Here is a 26,813-nt window from a genome sequence, read left to right on the forward strand (position 1 = left end):
GTCGCATGGATAACAAGTTGTCATTGCGAGGAGATACGAAGTATCGACGTGGCAATCTCAGAATTTAATATTAGATTGTAGCAAAGCTTCGCTCCTCGCAAGGCATTGTTGCGTAGATCGGAAAACGCCTCGGTGTCATGCCGTGGCTTGACCACGGCATCCAGAAAATAATAAAAAATACTAATTTCATTAGTATTTTTTAGCTGGATCCCGTGAATAAATCACGAGATGACAGGGGAAAATGATCCACGCAACAATTTCTCCTTGCAATGACGGGAAAACAGTCAACCATCTACAATATCTGCAAGTCTAGTGAATAGAGCCTCAATCATGTCCCAGCCTTTTTTCTGAATATTAAGCAGTAAAAGATCATTAACATTTAACTGTTTTAATAAATCTACTCCCATTTGTTCATGCTCGGGGTCAAGGTGCAGGTGGGTTTTAAAGTGCTTTTCTGCTTTTTTACAACTTAAAAATATTGAGCCTAATTTCTCATAAAATATAGTAGCACACGATTCTATTATCATATGCACAAGCACCGCTCGCTCACTATCACCAAGTGTCATCATTTTTAAAGTAAACCAAGAACCAAGTGCCTCAAAGATAGGATCTTCCACTTCTGTATTATTTTTTCTATCTTTTGAGAGTTCTATATTGTGACCGAATTCATCAAGTAAATGTTCCCAAGCAAGTTTTGTAAATTTTTTATGTTCTGAAAATACTACCCTTGCAAGTACCATTTTTTGAAATTCATTTGACTAGATTTAGAAGTAATCAAGAAATTTATTTTTTTGTGCGTCACTTTCTAATTTAATTTTAAATAACTTATTTTGTTTAAATCTTTCTTTATATTTTTCATTATCTAAAATTAAACGATCTATTACATTCATCGTTGTTAATATTAATTAGTTGCTCAAATATACTAATATCAATAGAAAATAAATGCCACCAAAATTGTTAATTTTTATTTACCAATTTTTAAAACCATATGTGTAGCTATAGACAAATATAAACTGCAAAATAATAATTTGCACACAATATATATATATAACATTTCTGCTGATCCATTTTAAATTTATAAATATTCTTTTTGAATAATTACTTATGATCATTAATATATATGTAGCTGTTAATAATATAATATCTAAAACTAAATCAAAATTTGAGAAATTAAGATCACTAAAAGAAATAGTAAGCACGAACAGAGCTGAATGTACTAAAGTAATAAGAATTGTTACAAAACAACAAAGTTTTAGGCTTTTGGGTTCATGTTTTGCAATAAATCCAAGTATCATAATTGCAATTACAATCGTACCATAATCAATGATAGCCCAACTTATATACCATAATATTATCATTATAATAACATGGCAGTAGCCGCTATAGAAGAAACGAGTTAGCGACTTACGAAAACAATAAATATAGCACTGCCCTAAATAAATAGAGATTAAAATATTTGTGGTGATAAACTGCTTGAATAATATTGTAGTGTAAATTTGTAGTAAAATACCCCATATTATTATTCGCAATTTTGGCTTATCATGAAAATTATAGCCAGCAAAAAAGCAAAAAACTGGCATAGCAGTACGACCAATTATTCGCAAAATAATAAGGTCAGGATATAGATACAAACCTATATGATCAATGATCATGGCTATGATTGCTAGAGTTTTTAGCAAATCTTGATAATTTGATTTATTTTTACTACTTTCTAACATGCTTAACTACTTTTAATAAATAAGCTACACTAAAAAAGACTATAATGCCAATTGTAATAGTACCTCCTAATGCAAAAACTTTAATCAGCAAATATTCCGAATAAAAATATTCTAAGAAATAATGTTTTATTGAGCCAATCATAATAGACATAATTGTGCAGCATAATAAAACTTTAATACAAAAAGATTTTATATCCTGTTCTATATGTAGCATATTCTGCTTTTTAGTATAGCTATATAATAAACCTAAATTATACCAAGCTGCAATAGAAGTACCAACTGCAATACCGATATGCTTTAAAGAATCCATCAATAATAAATTCATGCTGGTATTAATTATTATTGAAAATAGAGTTATTTTCAGAGGTGTTTTAGTGTCACTATTAGCATAAAAAATTGGGGTTAGAATTTTTGCCAAAATAAAAGCAGGCAGCCCTAAAGCAAACGCAGAAATAGCCTCAGCCGTATTTGTAGTATCAAGAGAAGTAAAAACGCCTCTTTCGTAAATCACGTTAATAATAGGATGCGATAAAATTATAATTCCAAAAGTCGCAGGCAGCGATAAAAATAACCCCATTCTAATTGCATTATTCTGCACTTTCGTGGCAGCTACTATATCATTTGATTTATATATTTTTGATAATTCAGGCAATAAAATAGTTGAAAAGCTAGTACCTATTATTGATAGAGGAAATTGATAAATTCGGTCCGCATAAGATAGTATGGAGATAGCTCCCTCAATAAAGCTAGCAATAGATTGAGAGATAAAAAGGTTTAATTGCTGTACGCCTGAGCTAATGGTCGCCGGTCCCATATTAATTAAAAGCTTTTTTACATCTGGATCATTTGGCTTAAAAATAAATGGAAAGCTTAAATCCGCTCTTTTAACGCAAACAAACATAAAAGAGACTTGTAATATTCCGGCAATTATTAAAGATAAGCTGATTGAAATGGTAGACTCTGTATAATTATCTAACATTAATGTACAGACTATTACGCATACGCTTAAGATAACAGGTGAAAAAGCAAAAGCAGCAAAGCGTTTTACCGAGTTTAAAATCCCCCCTAATAAAGCTGTAAGTGATACAAATATTAAGTAAGGTATAGTAATTCGGCATAAGAATACTGTAAGCTCAAATTTCTCTTTTTTACCGTGAAAACCAGGAGCTATAAACAGCATTAATTGCGGCATAAATATTTGCATCAATACTATTATAACTATTAATGAGAGTAGTAAAAGCGTAAAGACCTCACCAGAAAATCTACCTGCTGCTTTCTTAGAAATCAGCATTTTTTCATTATAAATAGGGATAAAGACGTTTGATAATGCTCCCTCGGCAAAAATTCTTCTAAATAGATTTGGTAATTTAAAGGCAACATTAATGCTATCACCCATTTGAGTAGAGCCAAATAATGATGCAATAAATTGCTCACGCACAAGCCCAAATATGCGAGAAATTAACGTGAAGAATGCTACTACAATCCCTGATCTGAATAATGTCACTAGTTTATAATTTTATTGTTTTCATAAGCACGTCATTGCGAAAAGATGTTGCCTGGGTGAATCAATTTTTCCTCTGTCATCCAGTTGCTTGACCACGGAATCCAGTATAAAGCGAGAAACGTGATCGGTGTCATACCGTGGCTTGGGAACTAGATCCAGAAAATAATTAAAAATACTAATTTTATTAGTATTTTTAACTGGATCCCGTGAATAAATCACGGGATGACAGGGGAAAATGATCCACGCGGGCAATGCTGCCGCGGGATGACACCCATGCACCTTGGCAGGAATGACATAAAACTAATTCTTAGCTCTCTCTACTCCCTCATTAATCAGGCTATCAGCTTTGGATTTACTTTCCCAGCCGGTAACTTTAACCCATTTACCTTTTTCTAAATCTTTATAATGCTCGAAGAAATGAACTATACGTTTCTTAAGCATCTCACATACATCATCTAATTCCTTGATATGATCAAAGGTAATATCAAGCTTAGAGGTTGGAACTGCAATAATTTTCTCATCAAAACCCGATTCATCTTCCATCATCAATACCCCAACAGCTCGACACTTAATTACTGAGCCAGGCACTACTGGATGATGCGATACAACAAGTACATCTACTGGATCACCATCATTAGAAAGAGTATGCGGAATAAAACCGTAATTACATGGGTAACTCATTGTGGTTTGCATGAAACGATCAACAAAAACCGCTCCTGATTCTTTATCGAATTCATACTTAATCGGACCGCTATTCATCGGTATTTCAATGATTACATTTATTTCGTCGTTATTTGCTTTTGCTTTAATTTTATCTATGAACATGTTTTATTTTTTTGGTTATAATTGTTTTATGTTATTGAATAGCTCATTTATCATTCCCGCAAAAGTGGGAATTCAGTCAATTATATTGTCATCCCGTAACTTGATCACGGGATCTTGTGCCATAGAATGTGTCCTGAGATACCGCGGTCAAGCCGCGGTATGACAGATTTTTTTCTAGATTCCCGCTTCTGCGGGAATGACAGTATTCGGAGGTCGGTAATTCTCATCATGCTTTGCTAGCAGCTCCCTTGCTATAAACTTGCCATTCGATAATCTACCGATAGCGATAATACCCTGATTCTCACGAAATAAGGCAGGCAGCACTCCTTGATATAATATTTCTAAGTCTTTAATATTGTCTGTGATAACAAAACTTATTTTATCAGCTGCAATTTTATTTATTGAATCTACTTTAACTAGCCCGCCGACTCTTAGCTCTTTCCCCTGCTCTACTTCATTAATTTTTGATGGTGGCACGAAAAATACTATACTTTTTTCTAAATTATAAAGTATTATACTAACTCCGATTACTGCTGAACAAAAGCAAATAATGATAGTTATTAACCTATTTTTTGCTCCTTTTTGCATCAGTATTTTTCTTCTCTTTCTTATAACTTATAAAGCTACTAACTAACAATACTCCCAGACTTAAAAAGGTAAATATATATGCTACTAACAAATAATTATTCATCAGTTACTTTTTAAAAATTCCATAATTTCGCTAGGAGCAGAATCTAAATAAAAATGCTTTAGATATTTTCCATTTTTATCCATTAGATAAGTAAAAGAAGAATGATCTAACATGTAATCTTGGTCATTATCATTTTCACTAGCAGCCTTAGCATAATAAACCTTAAACTTATCTGCTACTTCTCTTATTTGCTTCTCATTACCTGTAAGTCCAATAAATTTAGGATGAAAATGTTTTAAATATTCCTTTAATACTGCTGGAGTATCGCGGCTTGGATCAATAGTAATAAAAACCGGTACTATATCTATCTTATTTTCGCTTAAAATTTCCACCGCTTTTGTTATTTTATTTAAAGAAGTTGGGCATATATCAGGGCAGCTAGTAAATCCGAAATATATAAGGCTTAATTTACCTTTTAATTCATCACTACTAAATATTTCACCATTTTGATCTATTAATTCAAAGTCACCACCGATTTCTGCGTTATCTTCATAAATATTTACCTGACCAGCAAGAGGCTTATCTGGAGTCTTTAAAGATAATAATAAATATAATGCTCCAACGCCTATTAATAGACTAACTCCAATAATAATTTTTATAACATTTGATTGCATTTTTTATATCCCCAAATCTTATACAAGACCTAGTTTTTTAGGTTTAAAATATTTTACCCAAATATCTATTAGTAATTTAGTAATAATAATTGCTGAAAACATCGATGATATAATCCCGATTGTTAATGCTACAGCAAATCCTTTTATTGCTCCAACTCCAAATATATAAAGTAGAAAAGCAACAATCAGAGTAGTAAGGTTAGAATCCAAAATAGTAGCAAAGGCTGACTCAAAACCGGTTTTAATAGCATAAAGGTTGGAAGTTCCTTTATTTAGCTCTTCCTTTATTCGCTCGTAAATCAATACATTAGCGTCAACAGCCATACCCATAGTAAGTATTATCCCAGCAATCCCTGGCAGAGTTAAGGTAGCTTGGAAAAGCGACAATAATGCTAAAACATATAGCATAGCAAGACTTAAAGCTATATTTGCAAATAAACCAAGCAAGCCATAAGACCAGACCATAAATATACAAACTGCTGCAAAACCAATTATCCCTGCCTTTTTTCCCGATTCTATAGAATCAGCTCCAAGATTCGGTCCTATACTTCTTTCTTCAATAATCTTAAGCGGTGCAGGCAGTGAGCCGGCACGTAATAATAACGCAAGTTCATTTGCCGATTCAACAGTAAAATCACCTGAGATTATACCGCTACCACCCATAATTGGTTGATTTATTGTTGGAGCACTAAGTAGCTTATTATCTAAAACTATAGCAAGATGCTTTCCAACATTATTTTTAGTAACTTCACCAAATAATTTACTACCCAAACTATTAAAAGAAAATGATACAACTGCTTGTGAATTCTGATCAAAAGAGGCTGCGGCAGTTGTTAATGAATCACCACCTAAAATAGCTTTTTTCTTTACAACTAAATAACCCATTCTATCCCCTTGAACAAGCATTGAACCCATAGGCACATGACCTTTTACTGCTTCTTCAACATTGGCATTTTCATCAACCAAGTGAAAAGTTAGCTTAGCAGTTTTACCTAAGATATTTTTTAAATAGGTTGGATCTTCTTCACCAGGAACTTGTAATAATATATTTCTATCACCTTGTTTTTGTAGTATAGGCTCTTTAGTGCCGGTACTATCAACTCGCATTCTGATAATCTCAATAGATTGATCGACTACTTTATTAAGTAGCTCACTTAATCTAGATTCGCTATAGGAAAGCTTTATTCTATTATCATTTGCTTCAACATTAATCTCAGGATCAATTTTGCTAATTATTTTCTTTAATGGCTTTAATTCTTCCTGTGATCTCAGCTCTAACTGAATATTATTCTGCTTAACCAATAGATTTTTATAACCAATTTTATCTTCACGGAAGCTTTTACGTAAAGTATCGGCTAAATTTTCCATAGTGTCATTGAGATAAGTATCGAAATCAACATCAAGCAATAAATGGGCCCCACCCCTAAGGTCAAGCCCTAAATTTACTGAATCATGAGGCAGATATTTGGACTTTACCTGTGTAAAATTCGGTAAAGCACAAATAACTGCAAAAATCGTACATATAATTGAAAGGAAAATTTTCCACTTAGGAAGATTTTGCACCGCTTACCTTCTTATCTTTTTTATTATTTTTACTGTCTTCCTTTTTAACTGCTACATCTTTAGAACGGCTAGTTATATCAACAATAGCACTTTTTAAAACTTTAATACGTACATCTTTTGCTATCTCAACTTCAATATTAGGTTCACTTTCGCTAACTTTAGTAACGATCCCGTAAATACCGCTATTTGTTAGAACTTCTTCACCCTTTTTAACTTCGCTTACTAACTTCTCTCTTTCTTTACGACGTTTTTCTTGCGGACGTAATAGTAAGAAATAAAAAACAGCAAAAATTAAAACCATCGGTATTAAGCTTGTTAACCCCGATTGTAAAGAATTCGTAGTCTCTACAGGTACAACTTCAGTTTCTTGTATCTCTATTGTATCATTATTATTTGCGTTACTGTCTTGCCCATTTGTCGACATAAATTATTTCCTTTAAGTTTAAAAAAACAATAAAATAAAAATAGCTGCCTAATCGCTTTAATGCAAGGGTAAAATAAAAATATAGAAGAAAAAGAGAGATTATTAATTGCTTTATCAATTATAGAGAACGAGGAATAAGTGATTTTATTAGAAAATCTTAAATTTATGGCATCGTTTTTGAATTATGGGAGTTTTTTAAAACTTCTTTATAAACTTCAAGATTTTTTCGGAGCATTAAATCAAGAGAGAAGTCATTAATTACAGTATGTCTTGCGGCAGTTTGAATTTTCTTAGCTTCTTCAGTATTTAGAATAGATAAGCAATGATCAATTTTTTGAGCTAAATCTTCAGCATCATTCGGCTTTACGTGAAAACCTGTTACATTATCATTTATTGTTTCAGTAGCTCCACCAATATTAGTGGCAATAACAAGCTTTTCCATCGCCTGCCCTTCAATGATAGTACGCCCAAAGGCTTCAGGCTCAATCGAAGCAGAAACAATAATGTCAGAAATACCATATAGATTTATGATATCAGAATCATTACCAAAAATTTGAATTTTATTTTGAAGTTTTAAATTTGCGATAAGTTCTTTTACTCTATTAGTAAAACTAGGATGTCTTGATAAATCACCGACCATTAAACAATAAAAGTTTCTGTGCTTTAATTTGCTTAATGCCTCTACTAAAACAAGATGCCCTTTCCAGTTAGTCATTCTCGAGGGCATTGATATTATTGGTACATTATCTGGAGCATCATATTTATCACGACATTTTTTAAGCCTTTCTGGTGTTAAATTTGCTGGATCGAAATAATCACAATTTACACCACGCTCAATTACCACTATTTTACTTTCATCAACATTATAATTTTTAAGTAAATGCTGCTTCACAAAATTGGATACGGCAATAACTTTCTCTCCCTTTAACATTATACTATTATAATATTTCTTTAAATCATTAGGAGCGTTATAAATACCATGAAAGGTTGTTAAAAACTTAGTATTCGTCCATTTTGCTGCTAGATATGAACTCCATGCCGGAGCTCTTGACCTTGTATGAACTATATCAACCTTATATTTTTTGATTATTTCAGCTATTAACCTAGCATTACTTAGAATTACAAAAGGGTTTTTACTACTACTATTCATTTGAATATGTAGTATATCCTCATTATCTAACTCTTTAACTAAAGCACCGCCAGCTGAAATTATAATCGGAGTATGACCAAGAACTTTAAGATATTTTGCAACTTCTATAGTCCCTCTCTCAACTCCTCCTGAAACTAAAGCAGGAACTACTTGCAAAATAGTATATTTATTGTATCGTTTACTTGAATTTAATGAAGGCATTATAATTTCATCTGTTTAAATAATTATTTAAAATGCACAAGCTTTATACTAGAACACAAGACAAATTTGTTGTCTATAATAATTATAGAATTGTTAATACAAATATTCCACCTGTAACTTTTTTACACGGCTTAATGTCAGGTATGCATTCATCTAAAGCTCTCTATTTAATAGATTATTGTAAAAAAAACAATTATAATTTTACTATTTTTGATAATTTTGGTCACGGTTATGCTACAGGACAATTTACAGATCAAACTATTAGTAGTTGGTTAGAAGGAGTAACTCTAGTTTTAGATGAATTAATTGATGATCAAGCCATAATAGTCGGCTCAAGCATGGGAGGATGGCTTGCACTTCTTGCAGCTTTAAAGTTTCCAAATAAAGTTAAAGGACTTATCTGTTTAGCCCCTGCGGCTGATTTTACGGAAGATATTTGGCACAATCTATCGCCAACAGATCAATCTAGAATACAAAAAGAAAGTGTGCTAGAAATATCAGGTAGAAGTTGTGAACATAGATATCCTATTAGCTATAAATTAATAGAAGATGCAAGAAAGCATTTACTATTGACAAAGAACAAAATTGATATAAATATTCCGGTACATTTAATCCATGGCATGTTAGATGAAGATGTACCTTATGATATTTCTCTTAAGCTGTTAGAAAAAATAACAAGTAAACAGATAATACTGAAATTAGTTAAAGATGCAAAACATAACCTATCTAGAGAAGAGGACTTAAAGGTTATGACAAATTCTTTAGAGGAATTGATCCATGTCATTGCGAGCGACTATAAGGAGCGTGACAATCTCGTAAAGCAGGACTCCTGAGATTGCGAACGTACAAAACTTATAGTTTTTACTCGCAATGACGGAAAAGCTAATACATACAATAATGCTAATTACAAAAAATTAAATAAAGAAAATAATAAATATGTTTAGTAAAATAAATAAAATTCACGATTTTAAAGAAGTTATAAAAGCAATAGAAAAAGCAGATGGAACTTATCTAGTGCTTTTTGATGTTGATGAAGTAATAGTGATGGATTCAGATGAATCTAGATTAACGCATGATTACCGCAAAATATTAGTAAATGACATTGAAAAAAGGCTCTCTCGTAAAGAATGCGAATTATTAATGAGCGTAGTTCTAAAGGACCGCAAAGCTAGGTTTGTGAATGACGATATTTTAACCATATTTGCTTTACTTAAAGAAAAAAATATTCCAGCAATGGGTCTTACAAAGCTTCCTACCAGTAAATTTGGCGTAATTGAAGATATGATAGAGTGGAGAGTACGAGAACTAACTTCATTAAAATTGAATCTTCAAGAATTATCACCTTTAAATGACGAAGTAGTAATAAAAGATTTTAATGCCGGTTATGGTGATCCTATTTTAAAAGATGGGATAATTTACACCGCAGAATATGATAAGGGAGCTGTGCTTGAATATGTGTTGCAAAAAACAAATTATTCTCCGAAATCAATAATATTTATAGATGATATAGAAGAAAATTTATTATCATTACAAAAGACATGTAGTAAACTAAAAATTAATTACCAAGGATTTGAGTTTATGGGTTCTGCAATAGTTCCTGAACCTGATCTTAACGAACAACTAGAAAAAATTAGATTTGAGATTCTAGAAAAAGAATATAAATGGTTAACGGATCACGAACTTAAAAAATTAAATAAATAATATTAATTATGCCTACAAAACTTATCATCCTTTTTGTCCTATTTTTTTCGCTTTCTACTATTGCAAGTAAAAAAATAGAAGAAAAAATTACAGGAGTAAAAGTTACTAAAGCAGAAACAGCTGAGCTTTATGAAGTCTTCAATATTGTAGGACGATGCCAAAATAATAATAGCCGTGATTATTATGCTAATGCTGCTGGTACTGTTGAAAAAATTTCAGCTATGCAAGGACAAATAGTTAAAAAAGGTGATATATTACTAGTTATAGATAGAGATGTAGCGGAAACTACTAAATCAAAAGCCGAGGCTTTATTAAATACAAAGCAGGAAGAGTATAATAGAAAAGAGGCTTTATTTGCAAAGAAATATGTAAGTAGCCAAGAACATAAAAAATCGAAAAGCGAGCTTGAAGAGGCTAAATTTAATTATACAATAGCTCTTAAAACCTACAATGACATGATAATTACCGCTCCTTTTAATGGTAAAATAGGTGTGATAAAACCTATGGTTGGTGATGAAGTAAAAATAGGTGATTATCTTTTTAGTATTACAGGAGCTGATAAATCACAAAGTGTTATTATTGAATTACCAGAATCTTTAAGCGGCAAGGTCTTTGCCGGCACAAAAGCAATAGTTAATGGCAAAATCCATAGTGAGGTTTTTGCTATCTCACACTATTTATCAAATAATGGTACTATAACCGCTAAAATTGCCTTACCAAATAATACAAATATTTTACATAATAGCTATGTAGATGTTAAGTTGATAATCAACCCGCATGAAAATTTAGCTGTACCAGAAAAATCTATACAACGTAATAATCAAGGTAATTTTGTCTATAAAATAGATGGTGATATAGCAAAACAACTATATGTAAAAACTGGTTTACGAACCAATGGCTTAATCGAGATTATTTCCGATAACATCAAAGACAGCGATATAATCGTTACAGAGGGCATGCCTCAAATAAGCGATGGTGCAAAAGTAAAAATACTTAATGAGTAAATTACTTAGATCTGCTTCTTTTAAGCCATATACTTATTCTAGATATAGTTGCATGCATTCCATTATATTTTATAGAATAAATGGCTAACCTAATTAAACTTGGTATATTAGAAAAACCTAATAGTATTTTTTTTATACCACTAGAGTCGCTCTTTGTAACATCATCTTCTTTTAATGATTTTAATTTGGTTATAGCTTTTGATAATAAACCAACAGTTAGGGAGCTATATTTATTTAAATAAGGATGACTAATAATATAAGATGCTGTGTTTATTAAACTTTCTGCATGTTTTCTAGGATTTGACAAAGTATTAGTACTAGTTATTCTTACTTGTGATAATTCTTTATTAATACCACCTATCAGATCCTTACTTGCAATAGAAATCCATACACAAAAATCTTCACCATTTCTAATATTTTCAGGAAATAAATTTTGTCTAAATACAGAAGTTTTAGCCATAACTGTCGGCACTGCTATTGGACAGTAATTAATAATCTGGGGAAAACATTGTCCAGAAAAAGTACCTGAATCCTCAGAAGAAAGATATTTTAGTTGCTCATCTACTTTTTGATAAGAAGTATGAGAAAATGATTTATCATTTTCTGCCATATACCTTAATTGAGTTTCTATTTTATCCGGCATAAATAAATCATCCGAATCAAGAAAAGCAATATATTCTCCGGTAGCTTTTTCAATTCCAAAATTACGAGCTGAACTAACGCCTTTATTTTCTCTACGAAAATATTGTATTCTTTCATCTTTTTTACAGGTTTCAATCAATTTTGATACATCATCAGTTGATCCATCATCTATTACTAGCACTTCAAAATTTCTATGAGTTTGAATAAGCACACTTTCTATAGCCTCTATAGTCCAATTTATTCTATTATATAGAGGAATAATCACGGTAACTTTTGTATTATTTAAATATTTATTTACCATCTCTAAAGCTAATTGTTCTGATTTTTTATAGGGAGTACTGTATTTTAAAAAATTTATAGTATCGAATAGAAACGCTGCTATTGAGCCACCACCCATGGTCAGCATTTCTTGCTCTGTTAATTCTTTTAAAAAACCCGTCCATAACACTTCACATTCTTCTAACTGGTTAGGAACGATACGACTACTTTGATTTGGATGTTGACGACATTTTACAAGAATTTGAGAATCGAAATGAATTGTTGCTATTCGAAAAATCTTAAAAAATAAATCATAATCCTGAGTATGTTTTAGTGACTCATCAAATAACCCAATTTTTTGAAAATATATAGTCGGTATTAATAAAGTACAACCATATGCTAATCCACGTAAAAGAGCAAATAATGATATATTTAATTTTTCTTTTGGATATTTCTCATCAGGTTTTATAAAACGTAAAGAACGGGATTTTTCATCAATTAGCTCATAACCACCATAAATTATGGTATCTTTGTTATCTAATTTATTTAATATATTAATTTGATGTTCAATTTTACTAGGATAATATAGATCATCATGACTAAGCCAAGAAAAATACTCACCTTTTATATTTTTTATGCCGACATTTAAAGCCGAAGCACATCCACCATTTTCTTTAGAAAAATAACGTATTTGATCACCATATGATAATGCTATTTCTTCCGTTTTCCCATTATCTTTTGAGCCATCATTAACGACTATAATTTCAATATTTTTATATGTTTGAGCTAAAGCACTATCTATTGCTTCACGCATATAATTTGCCCCATTATATACCGGAATAATAATGGAAACTAACGGGAAATATGTATTTTTCATCCAACTAATTTTTGAGAATGAGGAATTTTTCTAATTACTATACTAATTAGCAAACTAGCTATAAAAGTAATAACTGCTAAAACTATACTACCAAATATTGGATAGTTTGTTGGATTAAAGCTCGAGAAACTTATCATTTTACTTTCTAATTTAACTAATATCCATACATGCACAAAGAAAATAACAAAACAATTCTCAGAAATACATTTTAGTAATATATTATACTTTACTGGTATATTAATATTTTGCAATGCTAAAAACATCCCTATAGCTGCTATAACAACGTTCGGAGATAAATACCAATAAGCTTTCTCATCAGGATTAACAGAATTTACATTTAAAATCCAAGTTATAATAAACGTAACACTACTTACTAGCAAATATAAAATTAACCAATAATAGCGAGAAAACTTTAACCCAATATTTTTCCTTATTAAATACGCCCCTAAAACTGCATAACCAGAATAACTAAAAAAATTATTAATTGCCATCCACTTTATTATCGAAAATAAATAATAGTAATTAACAGAATTAATTGCAAACCATAATACTAGAAAATAACAAGCAAATTTTTTACTTTTAAGCATTTCGTTAACAATTAAAGCAAGAATTGGAAATAGTAAATAAACTCCAAGCATATAATAAACAAAGCCTAAATGATACATTGCAGGCTTACGAAAGATACTATTTAACGCAGAAAAAATATTAAATGTCTCGCTAGTATTATAAGAAATCCAATATTTATATAAGGTGCTCCAAAATATTAATGGAATTAATAATCTTTTGATTTTATACCATAATTTTTCTATAGATATATTACCTTTAAGTGCTAAAAAACCTGAAGTTAATATAAATAAAGGAACAGCTACTCTACAAAAAGAATCAATAAAATTAGATAAAATAAAACTTTTAGAAAAAGGGATAGATGAATATTTATAGAATGATGGAGCTATAGAATGAAGTAATACCACCATAACAATAGCTAGAGTTTTTACTAAATCTACCCAAACAATACGGTTATTATCTATTTTCATCGTCATTTACTACCTTTCATATTTAAAAATTTAAAAAAATTTTCTTTCATACGCTCTAATGTAAAATCTTGTAAGAAGCAATTATATCCATTTTTAGTAAAAATATTATAAGAACTAGTATCAGTTACAGCTTTTTCTAAAATATTTAATATTTTTGCCGTATCTAATGAATTACATAAATACCCTGCATTATTGTTTGCTATATATTTACTTGGGGAGGAATAGTCAGGAGCATGACAAAAAACTGGTCTACCGGCTGCAAAATATGTAACTAATTTTCCTGGAAAACTAGTAGATGATTCTTTATAAAATTCTTCTGAAAACCAATATGGAAGATATAAAAGATCTGAATCTGATAATAAAGTGATAGCTTCCTCTTGCGGACGCCATCCTAAATATTCAAAATTTTCCGATTTTTGTGTAGAAACTTCAGAACGTCCAATAATACGGACTAAAATACGCTTTTCCCCTATTATCCAATTAGCCTCATTTAACGCATTAATAAAACTCATCCATGCATCTTGAGCATATAACTGCCCTGCTATTGCAATTATAAAAACATCTCTATCTTCATGTGAAGCAGTAGCAGGAGGTTTAACTAATTCTTTAGGTAAACTAGCAATTATCGGTATAGTTGGTATATTATATTTAGCTTCATACTCCTTAGACATCCCCCAAGAGGCGGTAGCACAACAAGTACTATATTTGAGTACTTCATCAAATTCTTCTAAGAGTCTTTTGCTGGTATATTTATCAATATAATGACTGCGTAACCACCATTCAAAATGATCCCATACCTGCGTATATAAAGGAACTGAGAGTTTTTTAGCTAAAGGACGTGCTAGCCTAACTATAGTTTGACCTTGCAATATAATCCATATAGTATCAACTTTATGTTTTTTGGCAAAATTAATAATCTTAGGAAGTAAAAAATATTTTACTTTTAAGGCACGAAGTAGCTCAATACCATAAGAAATTAAAGTTTTTATTTTCTTTCCTTTAAATCTTGTAACTGATTCGCTAGGTTTGAATAATTTTAAATGAGGAATCTTATCTAATTCTTCTGGTATTTTAAATTCTAAAGACGAATGTGAAACTGTACATATAACAATTTGATCTAAAGGTAGAAATTTTACTAAAGGTTTTAATACCAACCCTGCAGTATAATTATCACAAGGAGGTATATCAGTTAAAAGTAAAATCTTCATTTATTCAGAGCTTCCTTATAAATATCTACTAAATTTTTTATATGCATATCTTGATTATAGTGTAACTCAGCTGCCTTTCTTCCTTTACTACCTCGTTCTAAACGCTCTTCTCGACTGTCAACTAAATGTTTTATTGCATTTGATAAAGCGTTACTATCACGCATTGGAACAGAAATACCAATGTCAGGGGCAAAAGTTACCTCAGGTAATGATGTTTCATCAAAAACTATTATTGGCTTACCGCATGCCATTGCTTCTATTGCCATAACGCCGAATGCTTCTGCAACGGAGGGCATCAAGAAAATATCAGAAGCAGCTACAACATCTCGGAGTAAAACATCATCATTAGTCCAGCCATGTTCTATTATTTCAAATCTTCCTCTAAATCGTTCTAACAAATTATGTCTACCAACTGTTAATAGACATATAGATTTTGTAGTTTCCAACTTTTCTAACGCATCCATAATATAGCGGTAACCCTTAAAAGGAGTATCTTCCGAGCGGAAACAAATCACTATCTTATCATCGCTAATATTAAAACACTCTCTTGCTTTTTTAGTATGATCAGGAGAGAAAAATTTTAAATCCAAACCGAAAGGTAAATGATGAACCTTAACTTCTTTATCAAATAAAGGTGAAGTATCAACCATATTCTTCATCCATTTTGATGCTACAATTAAATTAAAATTGGATTTTTCATAGATTTTTCGTTTGTTATCAAATAAAGATCTACTATTATCTACTCTCATTGGAAATGGGGTTTTAAGGTCAGGGCAAACACCACAATTTTTTTCCCATCCAGTGCAACCCATTGGATAAACGCAACGTCCTGTCATTGCCCAAGGATCGTGCAAAGTCCAAACTGTTGGTTTTAACCTAGTTATTTCAGGTAGGTGATTTATGCTAAAAAACCGAGAATGAATAATATGAAGATGTATAAGATCAGCTTCTTGAAACTCAGGCATCTTTATCATTTGTAAAGCATTACGATATAAAATTGATTGCAACGATAAAATATTTTCTGCTACATACAAAAAGTTATTTATTATATGATCTTTTTTGCTAAAAGATAACACCTCAGGGTTATTGGTATCTCTTTTCCAAATCAGATGTTTGGAATCTATGCCATATTCTTTTAAAAGAGGTGTAATAGCTAAACCATGAAAACGACTTCCTGGTGATTCATAACCATTTACTTGTAATATCTTCATTTTAAACTTGCTGTAAAGTTAATAATATTTTCTAGTAAGATTTCTATCTTTATCAGTAAAATCATGCTTTTTCCATAAAGCTCTATGTGGCTCTTTTATAATATCATTAGCTTCATCACGTGGAGCTTTAGTATAATAGATTTACGATATTCACCTTCAGGAAAATTTAATGGATCAGGAAGACCATGATAACTTTTATCATGAGTATCAAAGGCAACTAAACGATTAAAAAGCGGCTCTACTCTTTTTACACATTTATCACCATTTTCATCATATATACCAAATTCTCCACCCCACCCTTTTTGCCAGTTAGGATTTAAATATAAAATAACATTCATACGACGATTAAGACCTGTTGCATCATGATAATTTCCATCAACATGCACATCTAACAAACCACCAGGCATTGTTATATTAAGCCCACCACCAGTAAAATAAGGATCAGGAATAAGTTTCGGAATTTCAAAAAGCTCTGCAAGTGCATAAAGCATATCCGATGAATTAAATAAACGTATTGTATCAACAATGCCATCTGGTATATCAAATTCAGATTTCCAAGTTGATCTTTGTTTAATTTCTATATCTTTATCATTCGCTATATCCCATTGCTTTTCTTTAGGATTCGGAAAATCGTCTAAACAGCTTTTAGCGAGTTCTAAGGATAAGAAATTATCAATTACTAAATGTTTAAAAGGCGATAAAAAATACTCTTTTTCTTTTGCTGCATTTATTATTTTTTTTATGCTTTCTTCTGCAAAATTTTTCATTTGTTGCTGTGAAAATCTTTTAGTATTCATTACTACACCTATTATTTTACTTGAATGTTATGTTATTCTTGCATGGATCACTTGCACTATTGTCACCCCGTGACTTGTTCACGGGGTCCAGTTAAAAATACTAATGATATTAGTATTTTTATTTATTTTCTGGATACCTAAGGTACAAGCAACTAGATGACACCACTCTCACAATACAATTTACTTATGCCATACTGTGCGGTTAATATAATCTACATAACTTAAAACTATACGTAATATCTTCTTAGATACAAGCCCTGCTTCATTATAATCAGGCACTATAGCTGGCGAACGTTTATTGTTATCATGTTCTTCAGTAATAGTCTTTACCGCTTGTAATACCCGCTCAGCCTTAAAACCGGACATAATTAACGTGCCGACATCCATTCCTTCAGGACGTTCGTGAGCCTCTCTAATATTTAAAGCCGGCAGATTAAGTATTGATGCCTCTTCAGTGATAGTACCACTATCGGATAAAATACAAAAAGCATTCATTTGTAATTTTACATAATCAGTAAAACTAAAAGCCCGTAAAAATCTTATTTTATCTCCAAGCTCTTTAAACCCTTCTAAATCTTCAAGTCTTTTTTTAGTTCTCGGATGCGTAGAAAAAATTATCGGGAAATTATACTCTTTAATAAGCATTTGTAGACTATGTAGTAATTCTTTTAAATTATTTTTGACATCTACATTTTCTTCACGATGCGAACTAATTAAGAAATATTGTTTTGGTGTGAGTGATAATTTATCTAGAATATCTGACTTTAATATTTTAGGCATGAAGCAGTCAAGTACTTCTGGCATATGTGAACCTGATTTAAAGGTAAGCTCAGCCGGTAGCCCTTCAGCAATTAAATAACGTCTTGCATGCTCGGTTAATGTAATATTAACATCGCTAATGTGATCAATGATTTTGCGGTTTATTTCTTCTGGTACTCTTTGGTCAAAGCAGCGATTTCCTGCTTCCATATGAAAAATTGGAATCTTACGACGTTTAGCAGCAATTGCAGAAAGACAAGAATTAGTATCACCGTAAAATAGCACAGCATCAGGTTTTTCTTTTTCAAGAACTTCATCTACTTTTTCAATAACAAGTCCTATAGATTTTGCTGTATTATCTGCTGCAACCTCTAAAAAATAATCTGGTTTTCTGATTCCCATATCATCAAAAAAAACCTGATTTAATTCGTATGCATAATTTTGACCGGTATGAACTAGAATATGTTTGGTATGTTTATCAAACTCAGAGATCACACAACACAGCTTAATAAGCTCAGGACGAGTACCGACAATAGTCATTACCTTAAGCATTTTTTAGCTCCTCTTGAATATAATCAAGATTTAGTAACAACTCTTTGACTTCTTCTAGATTTAAACGTTTTGTATTATGTGAGGTATAATCCTCTAAAAGTGCTACTTTCTTTTCACCCTCAACAAAGTACTTTGCATAATTAAGATCACGTCCATCCATAGGAATGCGGTAGTAATTACCTAAATCCTCGGCTTTCGCCATTTCTTCCGATGATACTAAAGATTCATAATGTTTTTCACCATGACGTGTGCCGATAAAACGTATTTTATTTTTACTGTTAAATATTGCTTGTAACCCTTTTGCGAGTATTTCAATAGTACTAGCCGGAGATTTTTGTACAAAAATATCACCTTGGCGACCATGCTCAAACGCATATAAAACTAAATCTACAGAATCAACTAACGACATTAAAAAACGCGTCATTGAAGGCTCTGTAATAGTTAAATCCTTATTTTGCTTAATTTGATTAATAAATAAAGGAATTACCGACCCTCTTGATGCCATAACATTACCATATCTAGTAACACAAAACACTGTTTTATCTTTCACATTCATACGTGCTTTTGCTACTGTTAGCTTTTCCATTAACGCTTTAGATAAACCCATTGCATTAATTGGATATACGGCTTTATCAGTGCTAAGTACTATAACTTTTGCAACTTTATTGTTAGTAGCGGCTCTTAAAACATTTTCAGCACCTAAAATATTCGTATTTATTGCTTCCATCGGATAAAATTCACAAGTTGGAACTTGCTTTAAAGCAGCAGCATGAAATACGTAATCTACACCTCTCATTGCGTCATCAATGCTATTGTAATTACGCACATCCCCGATATAGAATTTGAGTTTTGGGTTATTTAAAGCAATACGCATATCTTCTTGCTTTTTTTCATCCCTACTAAAAATTCTAATTTCTTTAATATCGTTAATAATATCGCTTTTTAGAAAACGAGAAAGCACCGCATTACCAAATGAACCGGTACCTCCGGTAATCAACAAAGTTTTATCCACAAACATTATCTATAAATACCTATTTTATTAATTTATTTTGGTGTCATTAGACGTCATTGCGAGGAGATGCGTAGATACCGAATCGTCATTGCGAGCAGTCAAAGGCTGCGTGGCAATCTCATGAAGTAGTGCAAAATTCCTGAGATTGCTTCGTCGCTTCACTCCTCGCAATGACGGCTTACTTAAATTCACACATACGCTTCACAAGTTCCCTCCACTCAGGAGGATTATAACCTGTTATCTCATTAAAACGCATAGCGTCTAGCGAGCGATCTATTACTAACTCATCTGATGGAATAACATCGATTTTTTTATTATATATTTCTGCTATTAGCTTTAATAATTCTAACTTATTAATTGGCTTTGATGCGACATGATAAAGACCATGCAGTTCTTTATTAGGTAGCACAAAATCCTTTATTATTCTTGCAAGCTCTACAGTGGGAAAACCTGAATATATAGCTTTTTTAAACCCTTTTACTGACCTTTCTGAACTTAAAAACCAGTTAGTCAAGCTTCTATTTCCTGAAAGTTCGTGACCTATAATTGAAGTACGAAGCGTAATAGCATGTGAATAATCCACCTCACCAAGAAACTTAGAACGACCATATAAATCATAACAATCCGGAAAATCACTTTCTTTGTAATTACCTTTTTTTCCTGAAAATACACAATCAGTGCTAATATGAATAAAACGTGCATTAATAAGTTCACATAACCTTGCAAGCCTATGCGGCAGTAAACTATTAATGGGTAGTGCTTTTAAAGGATCATTTGCATCAGCAAGCTGTTTTACCAGCCCTATACAATTTATTACTACATTAGGCTTTACTTTATTTAATACTTCAACTAACGAATCGTTATTCTCAACATCTACATTTGGAATTATTTTATCTGCTAACTCTTTAGAAAAATAAGAACGAGCTGAGTTGCTCCGACTTGTCGCATAAACATCAAGATTTTTGTCAGTACTCAAAAACCTAAACATGCTATTACCAAGCATGCCGGTTGCACCTAAAATCAATATTTTCATAATTAAATTTACTTTAATTTCCGCATCGTTTCTAACATAAATAGTATATCGTTACAATAGGTTTTGTGAATTGTCATCCCGTGGCTTGTCCATGGTATCCATTAATAAACTTTAAATGTCATCCCGCGACTTGATCGCGGGATCTTAGGACACAGTCCGTGACAAAAGACCCCGTGGTCAAGCCACGGGGTGACATTAATGAGTGATGGGATGACAATTAGTCAACCTTCTAACTATCTCTTCCCTTTTTATCAAAGGTAGCACCTTCGATATTTCCGGTCCTGATTCCTTACCAGTTAAAGCAAGACGCAATGGTAAAAACAACTCTTTTCCTTTTCGATTTGTTATTGCTGCGAGTTTTTTAGTCCATATCCCCCACGTCTCGATGGTAATTTCTTCTTCAGGTAATAACTCTGCTGCTTGTTTTAGATATTCTTTATCTAAATTCAAATCTTTTATGTTTGGAGTTTTATGACAAATCTCCCACCAATCTTTTGCATCAAATAATTTTTTTAAGTTAGGTCTTACTGATAGCCAAAAATTTTCATCAATATATTCAGCATCTATTTCTTTAAGACGATCTTTTACCTCGTTAAATTCTAGACTTATTAATAATTTATGATTTAATCTTTCTAGATCTTCCGGCTGGTAAATAGTTGGGCTTTTAGAAAAACTACTTATCTCAAAATGTTTTACTAACTCATCCATCTTTTTATGAGGGATAATTTGCGCTGATGATCCAAGTAAACTAAAGAAGCTAGCAATTGCCATCGCTTCTAATCCCACTTCTTCTCTTAGGGTTGCAATCTCAAACCCCCCTACTCTTTTTGAAATTTTTTCATCCTTATTAATAATTAAGCTTAGATGTCCAAAAGTTGGTGGAGACTTATCTAAAGCTTCAAACATCTGAATTTGAATCGCAGTATTACTAACATGATCTTCACCTCTAATAATATGAGTGATTTCATAATCAACATCGTCAATAACTGAGCATAACATATAAGTCATGCTTCCATCTGCCCTTATTACTATCGGGTCACTCAAAGCTTTGCCCTCATACTTAACTTCGCCTTTGATCATATCATGCCAAGTAATCGGCTCATGATTTACTAAAAATCTATAATGCGGCTTTCGTCCTTGTTCTATATATTTTTGTATCTGATCTTCTGTTAGATTTAGGGCTGCTCGATCATAAATAGGAGGCAACCCTTTAGAAAGCTGAAATTTACGCTTTAGTTCAAGCTCTTCCGGCGTTTCATAACAGGCATATAATCTTTTTTTATCCAATAATAGTTTTTTGATCTCATCATATCTACTTAAACGACTTAATTGATTAAATGTTTGATCCCAATTAAGGTTTAAAAACTTCAAGTCTGCTCTAATAGCGTCTTTATATTCTTGTTTGCTACGCTCTAGATCCGTATCGTCAAATCTTAAAATAAACTGTCCATCATGCTTCTTCGCATATAGCCAATTAAGTAGTGCTGCTCTTATATTACCGACATGTAACATACCTGTCGGTGATGGAGCAAATCGTGTTATAACTTTTGTCATTTTTACTTATTTTTTCGTCTTTTTAACTTTTATCTTTTTATCGACAAGATTAGTTACCTCATCCATATTTAGAGGATTTGGTTGTTTAGCAGCAATTGCACTTAGTTTTTCTTCAATTAACTTCATTGCATCATCTAAACTTAAATTTAAGAAATCATATTTTTTAGGTATCGAAATAAATTTACCTATATATTTTATATATGGACCAAACTTACCATACCCGACTAAAACTTCTTCACCACTCTCTTTATGATTACCGATTTTAAGCGGTAAACTCAAAAGCTTTAATGCCATATCAAGAGTGATATCATTTTGATTTAAACCAGCAGGTAAAGGTGAACGTTTTGGCTTTATTTTGCTATCAACTTGCTCACCATATTGGACATAAGGTCCATAAGGTCCTTTTTTCAAATATATTTCTACTCCCTCTTTATCCTTGCCTAAAACTTTGTTTTCATTAACAATATCTTTAGCCTCCCCATCAGCTTCATTATTATCATTACCACTAACAATAGATTTTCTAAAATTACATTCAGGGTAATTACTGCACGCTAAAAATGCCCCAAATTTACCAAGCTTTAAGCTTAGCTCACCAGTTTTGCATGAGGGACAAACTTTAGAGTCTTTATTTTCTCCAAATATATGATAATCAAGAGCTTGCTGTACATAGCTAATAATTTCTGTAATGTTTTGCTTACTTACAGATTCTATATTGTGGTTAAAGCCATTCCAAAAATTACCTAAAGCAGATTTCCATTCAAGTCTGCCAGCAGCTATTTCATCTAGCTCATTTTCAAGCCCTGCTGTAAAATCATATTCAACATATTTTTTGAAGAAACCAACTAAAAACACTGTTACCAAACGCCCTAGCTCTTCAGGCATAAAACGCTTTTTCTCTAACGTCACATATTTACGATCTTGTAAAACTGATAAAATAGTAGCATAAGTTGATGGACGACCAATTCCAAGCTCTTCAAGCTTTTTCACTAAGCTAGCTTCTGAATATCGTGGCGGTGGTTCGGTGAAATGCTGATTTGGAACAATCTCTTTAGTTTTCAAATGCTCTTGTTCTTTTAAAGGCGGCAGCATCTTATCTTCTTCTTCAGCCTCATCGTCTATACTTTCGCGATAGACTTTATAAAACCCATCAAAAGCTATAGTTGATCCGTTCGCTCTTGCCAAATATTCCTTATTTTCTGAAGCTAAAGTTGCATTTACTAAATCCATTATGACATTTTCCATTTGGCAGGCTATAGTCCTTTTCCAAATTAATTCATAAAGCTTATAATAATCTTTCTCTAGCTTTTCCTTTAAATCATTAGGGATATAGTTAATATTTGTCGGTCTTATAGCTTCATGAGCTTCTTGAGCGTTTTTTACTTTCGATTTATAAATACGAGGACTGCTTGGTAAATATTTATCGCCATAATCCTTATTTATTAATTTACGTATTTCATCTACCGCATCGTTTGATAAGGTAACGCCATCAGTTCTCATATAAGTAATAAGCCCGATAGTTTCCTTACCGATATCTACACCCTCATACAATTTTTGAGCTATTTGCATGGTCTTTTTAGCACTAAAACCTAATTTTCGTGCAGCTTCTTGTTGCAGGGATGAAGTAATGAAAGGCGGTTGTGGTTGACGTTTTTGCTGTTTCTTTTCTATCTTATCGACATGAAAATTTTGAGATTTAAGCTTTTCAGTTAAATCTTTTGCTTCTTTATTATTAGTAATCGAAAACTTTTCTAGCTTTTGGTCGTTTATATGGGTTAATTTAGCGGTAAATAGCTCATTATTACTATTTAGCATTTTAAGGCTAATATCCCAATATTCTTCCGACTTAAACCGCTCTATCTCATCTTCACGTTCACATATTAAACGAAGTGCTACAGACTGTACACGCCCCGCTGATTTACACCCAGGAAGCTTACGCCATAAGAGAGGTGAAAGTGTAAAGCCAACTAAATAGTCTAAAGCTCTTCGTGCTTGCTGAGCATTTACTAAATTATTGTCAAGTTTTCTTGGATTTTCTATAGCATGAGTAATTGCTTTTTTGGTAATTTCGTTAAACGCTACTCGCTTAAAAAAATCATCGGATTTGACTTTATTTTTTTCTTTAATTACTTCTGCAATATGCCATGAGATGGATTCACCCTCACGATCTGGATCGGTTGCAAGATATACTGACTCAGCTTTTTTTGCATCTTTAATTATTGCATCCACATATTTACCTGCTTTCTCTGAAATATCATATTTCATTGAAAAATTTTCATCAGGTATTACAGAACCTTTTTTAGATGGAAGATCTCTAATATGACCAAATGAGGCAATAACTTTAAATTCATCACCTAAATATTTATTTATTGTTTTTGCCTTTGCTGGCGATTCTACTATTACTAATTTCATCAATTATTATTATTTATTATATACTTATCTAATTTGTATAATTTTATTATAAAAACAACTATTTTTACTTATCAGCAGTATAAATTAATGATATTTTATTGCTGGGGTGTCACATTGCTTTACCAGCAAGCTCTAATTCTAATATTATTGTATATATAATAGGCAGCGGTAATTCCGTCATTTTTTGCAAATAATCAAAATCTATAGGTACCGCAGATAATAATTCTATAACAGCAGCACGCTCTTTTTCTGATGGTTCTTTTATCTGCATTGTATTTAGTGGTTTAAAATTAGCATCTAACTCAGCAAAATCTTTAAATAAGCTTTCATCTTTCTTGATAAATTCTTCATATTGCGGCAAATTAGCTACAATATCATTAACCGATTCTACTAAATATGCACCTTGTCTAATAAGTTTATTTGTACCTTGACATCTTGGATCTAAAGGAAAACCTGGCACGGCAAAAATTTCTCTGTTTTGTTCAAGAGCAAATCTTGCAGTAATTAAAGAGCCAGATTTTAGGCTCGCTTCTATTACTACTGTAGCAAGAGCAAGACTAGATATTATTCTATTACGTTGCGGGAAATGCTTACCAAGTGGCGTAGATCCTACAGGTAATTCAGCTATTATTAATCCCTCTTCTGCTAAATTTTCAAATAATTTTTTGTTTTCTGGTGGATATATATGATCAATACCACCAGCAATAACTCCAATAGTTTTAGAAGTTGCTGCTTGATGCACACTGCTATCTATTCCTCTTGCTAAGCCTGAAACAGTTACATACCCCTCTTCTGTTAACTCGGCAGCAATTTTATGAGCAAAGCTTCTCCCATTTGCTGAGGCGTTTCTAGCTCCAACTATCGCAATACATTTATGATGATTTAGTAAATCTATATTACCTTTATAGCTTAATACCGGCGGGGGATCATAAATTTCAAATAATAATCGTGAATATTCTAGAGATTTATATGTGATAAGTTTAGCATTATTTTTTTTAAGCAGTTCTAATTCTTTCTCAGCATCACTTTTACTAAAAATCTTAATCGGCTTTGATTTTCCACCCCTTAGTGAAAAATCCCCAATATTTTCTATGCTAGTTGCTGCATCACCAAATAACTTTATTAAGCTATAGAAAGTTTTAGGTCCTACATTTTCACTCCTAATAAGCCGTAAAATATTAATTGTTTCAAGATCATAAGATATTTTAGAAGTAGGAGCAGAAAATAGTTCTTTTAGCATTAGGTAAAGTACTTGATGAACGTCATTGCGAGCGACTAAAAGGAGCGTGGCAATCTCAGGATGTTTTATGAGATTGCAACAAAGCTTCGCTCCTCGCAATGACGGGGATAATTAATATAGTATACTATAATTTCTCTGCATGTGAGCTTAAGTAATGTGCGATACCCTCATGCGATGGAGTAATAGCTTCCTCACCTTTATGCCAACCTGCTGGGCAAACTTCACCATGTTTTTGATTATGAGCTAATGCATCTATTACTTTCAAGGTATAATTAATATCACGACCGATTGGCAAATCATTAACTAACATATGACGTACTACAAAATCTTCATCTATTAGAAAAGTACCACGTAGTGAAATACCACCATCATTAAGCACGTTATACATTGAAGAAATTTCTTTTTTAAGATCAGAAACCATTGGGAATTGAACTCGTCCAAGCCCACCTTTGCTATGAGGAGTATTTTTCCAAGCTAAATGGCTAAAATGTGAATCAACACTAACTGACACTACTTTAGTATTTCTTTCAGTAAACTCACCAAGTTTATTATGAAATGCTATAATTTCCGATGGACATACAAAAGTAAAATCTAACGGGTAAAAGAACAATATAATTTTATGTCCTTTAGCATAACGGCTAAGAGTAAATTCACCTTCTACATTATTATTAGGCATAATTGCTGTAGCTGTAAAATCTGGAGCAGGTTTGCCAACAAATACTTTCATATCTTCACAAACATTCTCATTTTTTAGCATATTCTTACCTTTTTAGTTAACAACCTGATTATGATATATAAAACTAATTATTATTACAACAATAAATCTTCACAA

General features: G+C 31.9%; 23 protein-coding genes and 1 pseudogene. 3 read left to right on the forward strand and 21 right to left on the reverse strand.

Features of this window, described 5'->3' with window-relative positions:
• Positions 1-284: 284 nt before the first annotated feature.
• The 9 genes and pseudogenes from AAHF54_RS04190 to AAHF54_RS04235 form a co-directional block, all read right to left on the reverse strand.
• Positions 285-890: pseudogene (locus AAHF54_RS04190) on the reverse strand (hypothetical protein).
• Positions 891-968: 78 nt separating this feature from the next.
• Entirely contained in the window at positions 969-1,718 is a 750-nt protein-coding gene (locus AAHF54_RS04195; RefSeq protein ID WP_342169831.1) for a TraX family protein, read from the reverse strand.
• Positions 1,705-3,222, reverse strand: coding sequence for a murein biosynthesis integral membrane protein MurJ (murJ, locus tag AAHF54_RS04200; protein ID WP_341788068.1), 1,518 nt, complete (start codon positions 3,220-3,222; stop codon positions 1,705-1,707). The genes AAHF54_RS04195 and murJ overlap by 14 nt, the downstream gene beginning before the upstream one ends.
• 300 nt (positions 3,223-3,522) lie before the next feature.
• On the reverse strand, positions 3,523-4,047 hold the full coding sequence (gene ppa / locus AAHF54_RS04210; RefSeq protein WP_341788070.1) for an inorganic diphosphatase: 525 nt from the start codon (positions 4,045-4,047) through the stop codon (positions 3,523-3,525).
• A 174-nt stretch (positions 4,048-4,221) separates the two neighbouring features.
• Positions 4,222-4,635, reverse strand: coding sequence for a cytochrome c maturation protein CcmE (gene ccmE / locus AAHF54_RS04215; protein ID WP_341788071.1), 414 nt, complete (start codon positions 4,633-4,635; stop codon positions 4,222-4,224).
• A gap of 102 nt (positions 4,636-4,737) precedes the next feature.
• The gene (locus AAHF54_RS04220) at positions 4,738-5,352 is read right to left on the reverse strand and encodes an SCO family protein (protein WP_016948170.1); all 615 of its coding nucleotides are present in this window, start codon (positions 5,350-5,352) and stop codon (positions 4,738-4,740) included.
• Positions 5,353-5,370: 18 nt separating this feature from the next.
• On the reverse strand, positions 5,371-6,915 hold the full coding sequence (secD, locus tag AAHF54_RS04225) for a protein translocase subunit SecD (RefSeq protein WP_342169832.1): 1,545 nt from the start codon (positions 6,913-6,915) through the stop codon (positions 5,371-5,373).
• The gene (gene yajC, locus AAHF54_RS04230; protein ID WP_045798885.1) at positions 6,899-7,339 is read right to left on the reverse strand and encodes a preprotein translocase subunit YajC; all 441 of its coding nucleotides are present in this window, start codon (positions 7,337-7,339) and stop codon (positions 6,899-6,901) included. The genes secD and yajC overlap by 17 nt, the downstream gene beginning before the upstream one ends.
• A gap of 163 nt (positions 7,340-7,502) precedes the next feature.
• Entirely contained in the window at positions 7,503-8,690 is a 1,188-nt protein-coding gene (locus AAHF54_RS04235; RefSeq protein WP_341788073.1) for a glycosyltransferase family 4 protein, read from the reverse strand.
• A 32-nt stretch (positions 8,691-8,722) separates the two neighbouring features.
• Here AAHF54_RS04235 and AAHF54_RS04240 point away from each other — a divergent pair, with 32 nt between their 5' ends.
• The 3 genes from AAHF54_RS04240 (at position 8,723) to AAHF54_RS04250 (ending at position 11,395) form a co-directional block, all read left to right on the forward strand.
• The gene (locus AAHF54_RS04240; RefSeq protein WP_341788074.1) at positions 8,723-9,523 is read left to right on the forward strand and encodes an alpha/beta hydrolase; all 801 of its coding nucleotides are present in this window, start codon (positions 8,723-8,725) and stop codon (positions 9,521-9,523) included.
• A gap of 103 nt (positions 9,524-9,626) precedes the next feature.
• Positions 9,627-10,391, forward strand: a complete 765-nt coding sequence (locus tag AAHF54_RS04245; RefSeq protein WP_342169833.1) for a DUF2608 domain-containing protein — start codon at positions 9,627-9,629, stop codon at positions 10,389-10,391.
• A gap of 5 nt (positions 10,392-10,396) precedes the next feature.
• Positions 10,397-11,395, forward strand: coding sequence for an efflux RND transporter periplasmic adaptor subunit (locus AAHF54_RS04250; protein ID WP_341789223.1), 999 nt, complete (start codon positions 10,397-10,399; stop codon positions 11,393-11,395).
• Between the two features lies 1 nt (position 11,396).
• Here AAHF54_RS04250 and AAHF54_RS04255 read toward each other — a convergent pair whose 3' ends face one another.
• The 12 genes from AAHF54_RS04255 to AAHF54_RS04310 all read right to left on the reverse strand — a co-directional run bounded on the left by AAHF54_RS04255 (position 11,397) and on the right by AAHF54_RS04310 (position 26,708).
• A complete protein-coding gene (locus AAHF54_RS04255) occupies positions 11,397-13,172 on the reverse strand; it encodes a glycosyltransferase family 2 protein (RefSeq protein ID WP_341788076.1) in 1,776 nt (591 codons plus the stop codon).
• Entirely contained in the window at positions 13,169-14,212 is a 1,044-nt protein-coding gene (locus AAHF54_RS04260) for an acyltransferase (protein WP_342169834.1), read from the reverse strand. Before AAHF54_RS04260 ends, AAHF54_RS04255 begins: the two co-directional genes overlap by 4 nt.
• A complete protein-coding gene (locus AAHF54_RS04265) occupies positions 14,209-15,414 on the reverse strand; it encodes a glycosyltransferase (RefSeq protein ID WP_342169835.1) in 1,206 nt (401 codons plus the stop codon). Before AAHF54_RS04265 ends, AAHF54_RS04260 begins: the two co-directional genes overlap by 4 nt.
• Positions 15,411-16,625 (reverse strand): glycosyltransferase family 4 protein, encoded by a 1,215-nt coding sequence (locus AAHF54_RS04270; RefSeq protein ID WP_341788079.1) that lies wholly within the window; start codon positions 16,623-16,625, stop codon positions 15,411-15,413. The genes AAHF54_RS04265 and AAHF54_RS04270 overlap by 4 nt, the downstream gene beginning before the upstream one ends.
• 95 nt (positions 16,626-16,720) lie before the next feature.
• Positions 16,721-17,422 carry a 2OG-Fe(II) oxygenase gene (locus AAHF54_RS04275; RefSeq protein WP_341788080.1) on the reverse strand — a complete coding sequence of 234 codons (702 nt, stop codon included), beginning with the start codon at positions 17,420-17,422 and terminating at the stop codon, positions 16,721-16,723.
• A 180-nt stretch (positions 17,423-17,602) separates the two neighbouring features.
• Positions 17,603-18,733: a non-hydrolyzing UDP-N-acetylglucosamine 2-epimerase gene (wecB, locus tag AAHF54_RS04280; RefSeq protein WP_341788081.1), complete on the reverse strand. Its 1,131-nt coding sequence runs from the start codon at positions 18,731-18,733 to the stop codon at positions 17,603-17,605.
• Positions 18,726-19,751, reverse strand: a complete 1,026-nt coding sequence (locus tag AAHF54_RS04285) for a polysaccharide biosynthesis protein (protein WP_341788082.1) — start codon at positions 19,749-19,751, stop codon at positions 18,726-18,728. The genes wecB and AAHF54_RS04285 overlap by 8 nt, the downstream gene beginning before the upstream one ends.
• A gap of 172 nt (positions 19,752-19,923) precedes the next feature.
• The gene (locus AAHF54_RS04290) at positions 19,924-20,778 is read right to left on the reverse strand and encodes an SDR family oxidoreductase (protein WP_341788083.1); all 855 of its coding nucleotides are present in this window, start codon (positions 20,776-20,778) and stop codon (positions 19,924-19,926) included.
• Between the two features lie 195 nt (positions 20,779-20,973).
• The gene (gene gltX, locus AAHF54_RS04295) at positions 20,974-22,332 is read right to left on the reverse strand and encodes a glutamate--tRNA ligase (RefSeq protein ID WP_341788084.1); all 1,359 of its coding nucleotides are present in this window, start codon (positions 22,330-22,332) and stop codon (positions 20,974-20,976) included.
• A gap of 6 nt (positions 22,333-22,338) precedes the next feature.
• A complete protein-coding gene (gene topA / locus AAHF54_RS04300) occupies positions 22,339-24,741 on the reverse strand; it encodes a type I DNA topoisomerase (protein WP_342169836.1) in 2,403 nt (800 codons plus the stop codon).
• A 109-nt stretch (positions 24,742-24,850) separates the two neighbouring features.
• A complete protein-coding gene (dprA, locus tag AAHF54_RS04305) occupies positions 24,851-25,981 on the reverse strand; it encodes a DNA-processing protein DprA (RefSeq protein WP_341788086.1) in 1,131 nt (376 codons plus the stop codon).
• A gap of 124 nt (positions 25,982-26,105) precedes the next feature.
• On the reverse strand, positions 26,106-26,708 hold the full coding sequence (locus AAHF54_RS04310; protein ID WP_341789224.1) for a peroxiredoxin: 603 nt from the start codon (positions 26,706-26,708) through the stop codon (positions 26,106-26,108).
• Positions 26,709-26,813: the final 105 nt, after the last annotated feature.

Origin of the sequence: Rickettsia endosymbiont of Seladonia tumulorum (assembly GCF_964030815.1) — a bacterium.
GTDB lineage: Bacteria > Pseudomonadota > Alphaproteobacteria > Rickettsiales > Rickettsiaceae > Rickettsia.

Excerpts from the sequence above, each read along its gene's own strand:
- gltX (WP_341788084.1), bottom strand. The coding sequence starts at position 22,332 with ATGACAAAAGTTATAACACGATTTGCTCCATCACCGACAGGTATGTTA.
- AAHF54_RS04235 (WP_341788073.1), bottom strand. The coding sequence starts at position 8,690 with ATGCCTTCATTAAATTCAAGTAAACGATACAATAAATATACTATTTTG.
- dprA (WP_341788086.1), bottom strand. The coding sequence starts at position 25,981 with ATGCTAAAAGAACTATTTTCTGCTCCTACTTCTAAAATATCTTATGAT.
- AAHF54_RS04255 (WP_341788076.1), bottom strand. The coding sequence starts at position 13,172 with ATGAAAAATACATATTTCCCGTTAGTTTCCATTATTATTCCGGTATAT.
- topA (WP_342169836.1), bottom strand. The coding sequence starts at position 24,741 with ATGAAATTAGTAATAGTAGAATCGCCAGCAAAGGCAAAAACAATAAAT.
- yajC (WP_045798885.1), bottom strand. The coding sequence starts at position 7,339 with ATGTCGACAAATGGGCAAGACAGTAACGCAAATAATAATGATACAATA.
- AAHF54_RS04275 (WP_341788080.1), bottom strand. The coding sequence starts at position 17,422 with ATGAATACTAAAAGATTTTCACAGCAACAAATGAAAAATTTTGCAGAA.
- AAHF54_RS04270 (WP_341788079.1), bottom strand. The coding sequence starts at position 16,625 with ATGAAGATATTACAAGTAAATGGTTATGAATCACCAGGAAGTCGTTTT.
- wecB (WP_341788081.1), bottom strand. The coding sequence starts at position 18,733 with ATGCTTAAGGTAATGACTATTGTCGGTACTCGTCCTGAGCTTATTAAG.
- ccmE (WP_341788071.1), bottom strand. The coding sequence starts at position 4,635 with ATGCAAAAAGGAGCAAAAAATAGGTTAATAACTATCATTATTTGCTTT.
- AAHF54_RS04220 (WP_016948170.1), bottom strand. The coding sequence starts at position 5,352 with ATGCAATCAAATGTTATAAAAATTATTATTGGAGTTAGTCTATTAATA.
- AAHF54_RS04285 (WP_341788082.1), bottom strand. The coding sequence starts at position 19,751 with ATGTTTGTGGATAAAACTTTGTTGATTACCGGAGGTACCGGTTCATTT.
- AAHF54_RS04240 (WP_341788074.1), top strand. The coding sequence starts at position 8,723 with ATGCACAAGCTTTATACTAGAACACAAGACAAATTTGTTGTCTATAAT.
- ppa (WP_341788070.1), bottom strand. The coding sequence starts at position 4,047 with ATGTTCATAGATAAAATTAAAGCAAAAGCAAATAACGACGAAATAAAT.
- AAHF54_RS04310 (WP_341789224.1), bottom strand. The coding sequence starts at position 26,708 with ATGAAAGTATTTGTTGGCAAACCTGCTCCAGATTTTACAGCTACAGCA.
- AAHF54_RS04290 (WP_341788083.1), bottom strand. The coding sequence starts at position 20,778 with ATGAAAATATTGATTTTAGGTGCAACCGGCATGCTTGGTAATAGCATG.
- AAHF54_RS04245 (WP_342169833.1), top strand. The coding sequence starts at position 9,627 with ATGTTTAGTAAAATAAATAAAATTCACGATTTTAAAGAAGTTATAAAA.
- AAHF54_RS04265 (WP_342169835.1), bottom strand. The coding sequence starts at position 15,414 with ATGAAGATTTTACTTTTAACTGATATACCTCCTTGTGATAATTATACT.
- AAHF54_RS04260 (WP_342169834.1), bottom strand. The coding sequence starts at position 14,212 with ATGACGATGAAAATAGATAATAACCGTATTGTTTGGGTAGATTTAGTA.
- AAHF54_RS04195 (WP_342169831.1), bottom strand. The coding sequence starts at position 1,718 with ATGTTAGAAAGTAGTAAAAATAAATCAAATTATCAAGATTTGCTAAAA.